Genomic DNA, 9,767 nt, shown 5'->3' with positions numbered 1-9,767 from the left:
TCTCGGGTCCTGGGGTTTGGTGGGGGATGGGGGTTTGTTGTTTTGGGGGGAAGGTCGTCGGTGGATGATCACAATGGGTGCGGTACGGTCGTTTTCATGAGTGCGCGCGGTGAGAAGGTGATCCCGCGCCCTCATCACGGCCGCCGGCCTGAGCCCGGCCGTGACCGGTCCGTCGTGGGCGAGGAGATGGCGTGAGCCGGTCCGTACGGGTTGTCTGGGATGACGCGCTGGTCTCCTACGACTTCGGGCCCGGGCATCCGCTCGCCCCCGTCAGGGTCGAGCTCACGATGGCGCTGGCCCGCGAGCTGGGCGTGCTGGACAAGGTCGAGCGGTCCGGATGCGCCCCGGCCACCGACGACGAGCTGTCCCTGGTGCACGAGCGCGACTACATCGCCGCGGTCAGGCGCGTCTCCGCCGACGGCATGCCCGATCTGTCCTGCGGCCTCGGCACGACCGACAACCCGGCCTTCGCCGGGGTGCACGAGGCGTCCGCCCTGGTCGCGGGCGCCACGCTCGCCGCCGCCCGCGCGGTGTGGACCGGCGAGGCCGAGCACGGGCTGAACGTCGCAGGCGGCCTGCACCACGCGATGCCGAACAGGGCCAGCGGCTTCTGCGTGTACAACGACCCGGCCATGGCCATCGCGTGGATGCTCTCCCAGGGCGCGCGCCGCGTCGCCTACGTCGACGTGGACGTCCACCACGGCGACGGCGTCCAGGCGATCTTCTACGACGACCCGCGGGTGCTGACGATCAGCCTGCACGAGAGCCCGCGTACGCTCTTCCCCGGCACCGGCTACCCGAGCGAGACCGGCGTGGAGGGCACGGCCGTCAATGTGGCGCTGCCGGCCGGCTGCGGGGACGAGGGGTGGCTGCGGGCGTTCCACGCCGTGGTCCCGCCGCTGCTCAGGGAGTTCCGGCCCGAGGTGCTGGTGACCCAGCACGGATGCGACAGCCACGCCCTGGACCCGCTGGCGCACATGATGCTGAGCCTGGACGGGCAGCGCCGGTCGTACGCCGCGCTGCACGCGCTGGCGCACGAGACGGCGGGCGGCAGGTGGCTGGCGACCGGCGGGGGCGGCTACGAGCTCGTCCAGGTGGTGCCGCGCGCGTGGAGTCACCTGATGGCCGAGGCGGCGGGCGACCCGATCAAGCCGGGGACGCCGACGCCGCAGGCCTGGCGCGAGTTCGCCCACGCCCGGACGGGCGAGATCCCGCCGCTGACGATGACCGACGGCCGCAGCCCGGAATTCACTGATTTCTCCGGAGGTTACGACCCCGGGGACGCTATAGACCGAGCGATCATGGCGACGCGGAAGGCGATCTTCCCCTTTCACGGGCTTGATCCGCAGCCCTGACCCCGCCAGGCATGGCGGCCGCCGGCGCGTAGTGCCTTGACGGTTGCACGAAGGTCGCACAACCCGCCAAGTGGACGGAGTGAACGATGGAGACCGCGACTGCTCTCTCGCGGGACGAGCTGAGGGACCACCTGGTCCGGACGAAGATCGCCGGGGATGTGGCCACCAGCCGGGAGAACAACCTGGACCACTACCGCTCACTGGCCGTACGCGACCCGCACTACATGTTCGGCCTCACCATGGAGGGCGACTGGACCTACCGCGACATCCTCGCGCTGATGGCCAAGTCCGCCGGGGTGGTCGCCGACGCCGAGCACCGTTACGGGCAGGACACGATCGACCCCGAGCGGACCATCGACGCCCTGGACGCGATGGGCGACGTCATCGCCGCCGCGCTCGGGCGCCCCTCCCCGAGGATCCTGATCGCCACCGGGCACCCCACCGGGCTGCTGACCACGCACCTCGCCCTGGCCCGGCTCGTACGGGCCCGTGGTGGCACGCTCCTGGCCCCGGGGGAGCAGCGGGCGTTCGCCAGCGGGGGGCTCGGCCGCAAGCGCCGGATCCGCTACCTGGACGACGTGGCGATGCTCGACGACGGCGGCGGCCTGGTGCACACCCACGACCCGGCGCCGATGCAGGCGATGATCGCGGAATTGGCGGGGCAGCTGCCGGATCTGGTGATCGCCGACCACGGCTGGGCCGGCGCGGCGGGCGAGGCGGGGGTCCAGACGGTCGGGTTCGCCGACAGCAACGACCCCGGGCTGTTCGTCGGAGAGGCGGAGGGCAAGATCGCCGTTACCGTCCCTCTTGATGACAATGTGCTACCGCGTCACTACGATCCGATGAACCGTTATCTGATCTCCCGGGTCGAGAGTGGCCTGTGATGTGCCCTGAGGCTAATCCGGTCTCACCTTAACCCGTGTTTCGCGCGCGCATTCGATGCCGGACGTCGACCGTTTGCCAACTTTTTTATGATCCTGAGCGACTCTAATGGGACACGGTTAGACCGTTCACAAGATCGGGATCAGGGCTCGGCTTGGCTGCTGGCCAGCGATTTTCCCCGTTCTGGTGGCAGGCGTCTCCACTGACTGATGGAATGGGGGGTTGCGCGATCGGAGACGCGTTCTACGCTGACAGCAGTACACGTGCGTGAGCAATGGCACCAGTGGGGATAACCCGGAAACACGTGCGGAAGAGGCGTCCGATGGGTGCAGGCGAAAGACCTCTCAGCGAGGTGAAGTTCCTGACGGTGGCAGAAGTGGCCACCGTCATGCGGGTGTCCAAGATGACGGTGTACCGGCTCGTCCACTCAGGGGAATTACCGGCCATCCGGGTCGGGCGGTCCTTCAGGGTGCCTGAGCAAGCGGTGCACGACTACCTGAGGGATGCGTTCATCGAAGCGGGTTGACTGGACCAGTAGCGACATCACCGGTCTCTGTGGATACCGCCTGACGATGAGCGCATGGTTTGCCAGGGGTGCGGACCAGTCCGGGAACGGGGTGGGTGGGCGACCGCTCGCGTCGTGGCCGGTCGTGGGGCGCGACCCCTCGGCGGGCCACGCGGGTTCCCCCCGGGGGGCGATCGACCGCGAATCGCCGGTAGGCTGTTGAATCGGTGTGCTTCTTGCGAGGCGCCGCGCAGGGTTCGGAGTGTGCCGTGGCAACGGTGCGTCCCGGGGCCTGGGCCGGCGCGCTGACTCGCCGGAGGGTACACGCCGATTTGCCAAAAACTACCTTTACCTGGGGGTCCCGTGGGCTCTGTGATCAAGAAGCGTCGTAAGCGCATGGCGAAGAAGAAGCACCGCAAGCTTCTGAAGAAGACCCGCATCCAGCGGCGTAACAAGAAGTAGTAGCGCGGACCGACGACGCAGAGCGGCGGACCGGGGGTGAGGGATCACGAACCCCGGTGAGCAGCCGAGCAAGCGCGACCCACATACGTGATTCTGCGAGGCGCCGATGACCCACACCGTGCTCGTCACCGGGGTCTCCCGGCACATCGGTGCCCGGGTGGCGGGCGTCCTCGCGGCGGACCCGGACATCGACCGGGTCATCGGAGTGGACACCGTGCCGCCGTCCTCGCTCACGCGAGGCGGCGGCGGCGTCGCGCTCGGCCGTATGGAGTTCGTCCGGGTTGATCTGCGCAGCCCGGACATCGCGCAGGTCATCGCGGCCGCCGACATCGACACCGTCGTGCACATGAGCCTGGTCAGCGCTCCCTCGAAGAGCGCGGGCCGTACGTACATGAAAGAGCACAACGTCATCGGCACCATGCAGCTGCTGGCCGCCTGCCAGCGGTCCGCGACGGTGCGCAAGGTCGTGGTGCGCTCCACGACCGCCGTGTACGGCTCGTCCTCGCACGACCCGGCGGTCTTCACCGAGGACGCCGAGCCGATCGAGGTGGCGAACTCCGGTTACGCCAAGGACGCCACCGAAGTCGAGGCGTACGTGCGCGGCTTCGCGCGGCGGCGCCCTGATGTGTCCGTCTCGGCCCTTCGCTTCGCGAACTTCATGGGGCCGGGCGTCGACTCGCCCCTCACCCGCTACTTCGCCCAGCCGGTGCTGCCGACCGTGCTCGGGTTCGACCCCCGCCTGCAGTTCGTCCACGAGGACGACGGCGTGGAGGTGCTGCGGCGCTTCGCCGTGGAGGACCACCCCGGCATCTTCAACGTGGCGGGCGACGGCGTCATGCTGCTGTCGCAGTGCGTGCGCCGCAGCGGCCGCCCGACGGTCCCGGTGCCCTCGACCGCGTTCCGCGTCATCGGCGACCTCGCCCGCGGGGTCGGCCGGGTCGACTTCTCCCCCGAACAGATCGCCCTGATGAGCTACGGGCGCGCCGTCGACTCCGCACGGCTGGTGGAGGAGCTCGACTGGCGTCCCAAACTCACCACCGCCGCCGCGTTCGATGATTTCCTCCAGTCGCGTGGCTTGTTTGGTGGTATGCCACTCACTGTGATCGACTGGTTGGCGACAGTGTGGGGTGGGGGCATGAAACGGTGAAGCACACAGACACATCGCATGACTTCGGTGAGCAGGAGCCAGGGACCGCCCAGGTGATCCCCATCACGGCCGCGCGCCGCCGCTCCGCAGGCGGGGCCGGCAAGGCCGACGTGGAGGACCGTCTGGCCGACCTGCTGGCCTTCCTGCGCCGGCGCGTCGCGGGCGAGTACGAGGTCGACGAGTTCGGGTTCGACCCCGAGCTCAACGACAAGGTGCTGCTCGAACTGATCCGCCCCCTGTACCGCCACTGGTTCCGCGTCGAGACCCTCGGCCTTGAGAACGTGCCGGACGAGGCGGGGGCGCTGGTCGTCGCCAACCACTCCGGCACCGTCCCGGTCGACGCCCTCATGCTCCAGGTGGCGCTGCACGACGACCACCCCGCGCACCGCCCGCTGCGCCTGCTCGGCGCCGACCTGGTCTACCAGCTTCCGGTGCTCGGCCATCTTTCCCGCAAGTCGGGCCACACCCTCGCCTGCCCTGAGGACGCCGACCGGCTGATGCGCAAGGGCGAGCTGGTGGGGGTGTTCCCCGAGGGCTTCAAGGGCGTGGGCAAGCCGTTCGCCGAGCGCTACAAACTGCAGCGCTTCGGCCGTGGCGGCTTCGTGGCCTCGGCGATCCGCGCGCAGGTGCCGATCATCCCGTGCTCGATCGTCGGCGCCGAGGAGATCTACCCCAAGATCGGGAACCTCCGGTCGATCGCCCGGCTGTTCGGCCTGCCGTACGTCCCGATCACTCCGCTGTTCCCGTGGCTCGGGCCGCTTGGCCTGCTCCCGCTGCCGTCCAAGTGGATGATCCAGTTCGGTGAGCCCGTGCGCACCGACGAGTTCGACCCCGAGGAGGCCGACGACCCGATGCTGGTCTTCAACCTCACCGACCAGGTACGCGAGCTCGTCCAGCAGCAGCTCAACCGGCTCCGCCTCCAGCGGGGCCACGCCTTCCCGCCGTTCTTCTGAGACCGCCTTCTTCCGAGTCTGAGAGCGCCTCGCCGGGCGCTGAACGGGGGGTCAGGCGGAGCGGTAGTGCTTCCTGAGGGCGATGGCCGCGGCTATGCCACCGGCGACGGCGCCCGCGGCGGCGGCGATGGGGAGACCGGCCATCGTGGCCTTGCGGCCGGTGCGGAAGTCCTTGACCGTCCAGTCGTGCTCCCTGGAGTACTCCATGAGCTCGCTGTCGGGGTTGATCGCGCAGGGGTGGCCCACGAGTTGCAGCAGGGGCAGGTCGTTGGCCGAGTCGCTGTAGGCCGTGCAGCGCGACAGGTCCAGGCCCTCGCGGCGGGCCAGCGCCTTCACCGCCTCGGCCTTGGCCGGGCCGTGCAGCAGGTCGCCCACCAGCCGCCCGGTGTACACGCCGTTCTCGGTCTCAGCGACCGTGCCGAGGGCGCCGGTCAGGCCGAGGCGCTGGGCGATCACCCGGGACAGCTCGACCGGCGTGGCCGTGACCAGCCACACCCGCTGCCCGGCGTCGAGGTGGCTCTGGGCGAGCGCGCGGGTGCCGGCCCAGATGCGTTCGGCCATCACCTCGTCGTAGATCTCCTCGCCGAGGCGGACGATGTCGTCGACCTTCAGCCCGACGACGAAGGCGAGCGCCGTCTCCTTGGCCTGGGCGATGTGCTCGGGGTTCTCGTTGCCTCGGACGCGGAACACCGCCTGGCCGAGGGCGAACCTCACCAGGTCCTTGGTGGTGAACAGGCCGCGGGAGGCGAGGCCCCGGGCGAAGTGGTAGATCGAGGCGCCGCGCATCATCGTGTTGTCGACGTCGAAGAAGGCCGCGGCGGTCGGGTCGGGCTCGGCGACCGGCGAGGTGATGGCGGCCGCGGCCGCGACCTCCCCGGCCATCTCCGCCTCGGTGCGCCGTCGCAGTAACCGCCTCATAGCCCCTCAGCTTAACGGGGGGCGGGGGATGTGGCCGATGTACGCGGCGTTAGCGTGGCGTGACATCTGGCCCACCGTTCCGGGTGGCCCGGGGTGCCGTCGGAGAAGGCCCCGGTGGGGGCCGCCAGGTCACGGGGTCAGGTCGTCGATCATGTCCAGGTAGGCGCTGGCCTTCATGCGGTCGTCGCCGCCGAGCTGGGGGATCATGGGCTCCACGACGTCGCGCTGCTCGTCGGTGAAGCGCTTCAACGCGGGCGCGTGCCTGCCCTGGCGCTTGACGTGGCCGAGCGCGGACAGGGCCGAGCGGGTCGTGGAGGCCATCTCGTCCAGCGTCGGCCCGATCAGCTGGGCGCGGCGGGAGTCGGGGTAGCCGAGCAAGGCCGCCGCCTCGGTCGCGCGGGAGTGCGCGGCGTTCAGCTCCCGCTGGGCGCGCTCCGCGTCGTCGGTGGTGAGGCTGAGCAGGGTGGCCTCCGCGGCGCGCTTGATCGGGTACAGGCGGTCGCCGGGGACCGAGGCGTAGGCGCCGACGCAGGCGACCAGCAGCAGGCCCGTCACGACCACGATGAGCACCCCTGGCCGCAGGCGCATCAGGAAGGGCGGACGACGCCTGCGCCCGGTCGCCTCGGGGCCGGGATCGGCGCCGGCGGCGCGGGCGGCCAGCAGCTCACCGCGCAGGCGGGTGCGGAAGTCGGGGCGCGGGCCGTTGCCGGGCTCGCCGCCGATCTCGTTCAGGCGGGCCACGAAATGGGTGTGGGGCTTGCGCCGCGTGATGGCGGCCCAGAACCTGGGCAGCCACCGCGAAGGCCCCCACTTGTTCATGAAAGCTCCCTGCCGCGCCCACTCCGATGATCCATAGGTGCTACCCGTCCAACGACGCGGGGACCCTCCAGGTTACGGCCGCCCGCCTCAATCGGGCCCCTCCCGAGCGCCACCCCGAATCAGCCGAGGTCCTGCGGCAGGGCCCTGGCCAGGGCGCGGATCGCGCGGAACTGCAGTGCCTTGATCGCGCCGCTCTTCTTGCCCATGATCAGTGCCGTCTCGGCCAGCGACATCCCGTGCAGGAAGCGCAGGACCACGCATTCCTGCTGCTCGGGGCCGAGATCGCGTACGGCGCGCAGGATCCGCTCGTTCACCATGGTCGTGACCACGGCGTTCTCCGGGATGTGCGGCCCGTCCAGCGGGACGTCGAGTACCTCGGCGGTGGGGACCTCCATGCGGTGGCGCGCGGACTTGAAGTGGTCGGTCACCAGGTTCCTGGCGATCGTCACCAGCCACGCGCCGAAGTCCCTGCCCTGCCAGGTGAAGTCGGCGATGCGCCGAAGGGCCCGCAGGAACGTCTCGCTGGTGAGGTCCTCCGCGAGGGCGTGACAGCCGACCCGGAAGTAGACATAGCGGTACACAAGATCCACATAGCGGTCGTACAGCGCCGCGAAGGCGTCGGCGTCGCCGGTTTTGGCGCGGAGGACCACCCGCCGGAGCTCGTCGATCTCCGGGGAGAGGCGCTCGCGCTGGTCAGCGGCGGCGCGCGTGGGGTTCACAGTGTCGGCCGATCCTGGAGGGGAAAGCCCGGCGACCGACCATGAGTTCGACATCCGGTATCCCTGGGGAGGAAAGGGAAGGGCGCGTGCGTGCTCGAACACTCTAGAAATCATCGGGAAATTACACAATCCACTTTGCCTCAGTAACTACCACGCGTAACAGCAGTGATGAGGCACTTCGGGCATCGGCTACCGGTTTGGAGGTAATGTCCGGCAGAGTTGGGGGCATCATGGAAGTCCTCGTTGCCGTCACCGCCTTCGCCGGTGCACTGTTCGCCGCCATCACCACTGGCATCCTGGTCGGACGTCTCCGGGATGAACGGAGCGGCTGGCTGATCGCCTGGACCATCACCACCTCGGCACTCTGCCTCGCGCTGGGCGCCGTGGCCATCGGCCATCTCATGGGATTCGGGCCCACGACCTTCCGGATCTACCAGATCACCGGCGCGTTCCTGGCCCCGTTCTGGCTCGCCATCGGCATGATCCAGATGATCGCCGAAAAGGCGGCCGCCAGGTTCGCCTCCTGGCTGCTCGGCATCGCCTTCACGCTGGTCACCGTCGTGATCATGGTCCTGGACCCCATCAGCGAACCCGAGAAGTTCGGCAAGACGCTGCCGCTGGGCGACACCCACTGGACCATCATCCCGACGTCCCTGCTGAACGCCGCCCACGGCCTCACCTACCTGATCCTGATCGGCTGCCTGATCCTCGCGGTCTTCCGCTGGCGCGGCGGCGACGACGTCGACGCCGACAACATGCACGCGGGCGTGGTCCTGGCGCCCACGGGACTCGCCCTGGTGGGCGCCGTGCGCTTCGCGATCCCCGGCGTCTTCGCGGCGCTGGTGATCACGCTCATGGTGGGGGCCGTCTGGTACGCCGTCGCGCGCCCGCTCGCGCCGTACGACGAGGAGCGGGACGGCGCCGACGACGACGACTGGGACGACGAGCGCCCGCCCGTCCGCAGGGCGGCCGATCCCGACTCCGGCTTCCCGTCCGGCCCCCTGCCGGTCACCACCGTCTCGTCGGCGATGCCGCCCCCGCCGCGCCGCTCCGGTCTCGGCGACCTGGTGGCGGAGTACCGCGCCGGGGACCAGGGGGACGTTGACTTCGCCGCGCGCATGCAGCCGTCCGGCGCCTTCGGCGGCCCGAGGACCGGCGAGTTCATCGGACCGGACGGTTCCGGCGACCCCCTGGCCGGCCAGGGCAGGCCGGGCCAGGGAATGCCAGGGCAGGGGATGCCAGGGCAGGGGATGCCAGGGCAGGGAATGCCCGGCGGCCCCCTGCCGGGGCAGGGCCTGCCCGGCGGCCCCGTGACCGGGCAGGGGCTGGCGCTCGGCTCCAACATGCCCGGCATGCCGGGCCAGAGCGGTGGCTGGGCCCAGCAGGGCCGGAACCCGATGCCCGGAGACCAGGGCCAGTACGGACGGCCGGGGCCGCTGGACGCGGGCATGGCCGGTCATGCCGGTCAGAACGGGTCACACCGCGCCCCTGGGCAGCCGCCGGAGTACTCCATGCCCGCCACCGGCGCGCTGTTCCCCGGCAACGAGATCAAGCCGCCCTTCGGGCACCCCGAGGGGTCCGCCGTCCGCAGGACCGACATGCCGCTCGCCTCGGCCGGCCCGGTGCGGCCGTCGCCGAGCATCTACGGCCTGCTCACCGTCTTCACGCTGATGGACGGGATGGGCGAGGCGTTCGACCGCCTGGCGGAGGAGACGGTCGAGGCCGTGCGCCGCAGCGAGCCCGACACACTGATCTTCATCTGCCACGCCGTGAAGTCGGCGCCGCTCCAGCGCATCGTCTACGAGCTGTACCGCGACGAGGTGGCCTTCACCGAGCACCAGCGCCAGCCCCACATGGAGCGGTTCTCCCGCGAGCGGGTCGCGCATGTGCTGGCGGCCAACGTCATAGAGCTCAACGTGAACGCCGCCAAGGTGGTCCCCCTGCCCACGGCCTTCCACGTCTGACCCGCCGTCCAGAACGGACCCGCGCGAACGGGTGAGCCGGGCG

10 protein-coding genes are annotated in these 9,767 nt (G+C 70.2%); 7 read left to right on the top strand and 3 right to left on the bottom strand.

The genetic code is table 11. The annotated features are described in order from the left end of the window. Nucleotides 1-191 precede the first annotated feature (191 nt). The 6 genes from NYZ98_RS09710 to NYZ98_RS09685 all read left to right on the top strand — a co-directional run bounded on the left by NYZ98_RS09710 (nucleotide 192) and on the right by NYZ98_RS09685 (nucleotide 5,304). Nucleotides 192-1,355 (top strand): acetoin utilization protein AcuC, encoded by a 1,164-nt coding sequence (locus tag NYZ98_RS09710; protein ID WP_262842243.1) that lies wholly within the window; start codon nucleotides 192-194, stop codon nucleotides 1,353-1,355. A gap of 86 nt (nucleotides 1,356-1,441) precedes the next feature. After that, on the top strand, nucleotides 1,442-2,239 hold the full coding sequence (locus NYZ98_RS09705) for a phosphatase (RefSeq protein WP_262842242.1): 798 nt from the start codon (nucleotides 1,442-1,444) through the stop codon (nucleotides 2,237-2,239). 320 nt (nucleotides 2,240-2,559) lie between these two features. After that, nucleotides 2,560-2,763, top strand: coding sequence for a helix-turn-helix domain-containing protein (locus NYZ98_RS09700; RefSeq protein WP_030456159.1), 204 nt, complete (start codon nucleotides 2,560-2,562; stop codon nucleotides 2,761-2,763). Nucleotides 2,764-3,105: 342 nt separating this feature from the next. Beyond that, entirely contained in the window at nucleotides 3,106-3,204 is a 99-nt protein-coding gene (locus tag NYZ98_RS09695) for a 30S ribosomal protein bS22 (protein WP_018654693.1), read from the top strand. 106 nt (nucleotides 3,205-3,310) lie between these two features. Further along, entirely contained in the window at nucleotides 3,311-4,351 is a 1,041-nt protein-coding gene (locus NYZ98_RS09690) for an NAD-dependent epimerase/dehydratase family protein (RefSeq protein WP_262842241.1), read from the top strand. 53 nt (nucleotides 4,352-4,404) lie between these two features. Beyond that, nucleotides 4,405-5,304, top strand: a complete 900-nt coding sequence (locus NYZ98_RS09685) for a lysophospholipid acyltransferase family protein (RefSeq protein WP_380707351.1) — start codon at nucleotides 4,405-4,407, stop codon at nucleotides 5,302-5,304. Between the two features lie 51 nt (nucleotides 5,305-5,355). Here NYZ98_RS09685 and NYZ98_RS09680 read toward each other — a convergent pair whose 3' ends face one another. The 3 genes from NYZ98_RS09680 to NYZ98_RS09670 form a co-directional block, all read right to left on the bottom strand. Beyond that, on the bottom strand, nucleotides 5,356-6,222 hold the full coding sequence (locus NYZ98_RS09680; RefSeq protein WP_262842240.1) for an HAD family hydrolase: 867 nt from the start codon (nucleotides 6,220-6,222) through the stop codon (nucleotides 5,356-5,358). A gap of 129 nt (nucleotides 6,223-6,351) precedes the next feature. Then, nucleotides 6,352-7,041, bottom strand: a complete 690-nt coding sequence (locus tag NYZ98_RS09675) for a DUF5667 domain-containing protein (protein ID WP_262842239.1) — start codon at nucleotides 7,039-7,041, stop codon at nucleotides 6,352-6,354. 119 nt (nucleotides 7,042-7,160) lie between these two features. Then, nucleotides 7,161-7,760 (bottom strand): sigma-70 family RNA polymerase sigma factor, encoded by a 600-nt coding sequence (locus tag NYZ98_RS09670; RefSeq protein WP_262842238.1) that lies wholly within the window; start codon nucleotides 7,758-7,760, stop codon nucleotides 7,161-7,163. A gap of 230 nt (nucleotides 7,761-7,990) precedes the next feature. On the opposite strand from NYZ98_RS09670, the gene NYZ98_RS09665 reads away from it, so the two are divergent. Continuing rightward, nucleotides 7,991-9,724 (top strand): antibiotic biosynthesis monooxygenase, encoded by a 1,734-nt coding sequence (locus NYZ98_RS09665; RefSeq protein ID WP_262842237.1) that lies wholly within the window; start codon nucleotides 7,991-7,993, stop codon nucleotides 9,722-9,724. Nucleotides 9,725-9,767: the final 43 nt, after the last annotated feature.

Source organism: Sphaerisporangium corydalis (assembly GCF_025506355.1).
In the GTDB taxonomy this organism is placed as follows: Bacteria; Actinomycetota; Actinomycetes; order Streptosporangiales; family Streptosporangiaceae; genus Sphaerisporangium; species Sphaerisporangium corydalis.
The sequence above is the reverse complement of the archived record's forward strand: the minus strand, read 5'-3'. Positions and strand labels throughout refer to the sequence as shown.

What these genes read in the sequence shown, in the direction of transcription:
- NYZ98_RS09705 (WP_262842242.1), top strand. Translation starts at nt 1,442, where the DNA reads ATGGAGACCGCGACTGCTCTCTCGCGGGACGAGCTGAGGGACCACCTG.
- NYZ98_RS09700 (WP_030456159.1), top strand. Translation starts at nt 2,560, where the DNA reads ATGGGTGCAGGCGAAAGACCTCTCAGCGAGGTGAAGTTCCTGACGGTG.
- NYZ98_RS09690 (WP_262842241.1), top strand. Translation starts at nt 3,311, where the DNA reads ATGACCCACACCGTGCTCGTCACCGGGGTCTCCCGGCACATCGGTGCC.
- NYZ98_RS09680 (WP_262842240.1), bottom strand. Translation starts at nt 6,222, where the DNA reads ATGAGGCGGTTACTGCGACGGCGCACCGAGGCGGAGATGGCCGGGGAG.
- NYZ98_RS09675 (WP_262842239.1), bottom strand. Translation starts at nt 7,041, where the DNA reads ATGAACAAGTGGGGGCCTTCGCGGTGGCTGCCCAGGTTCTGGGCCGCC.
- NYZ98_RS09665 (WP_262842237.1), top strand. Translation starts at nt 7,991, where the DNA reads ATGGAAGTCCTCGTTGCCGTCACCGCCTTCGCCGGTGCACTGTTCGCC.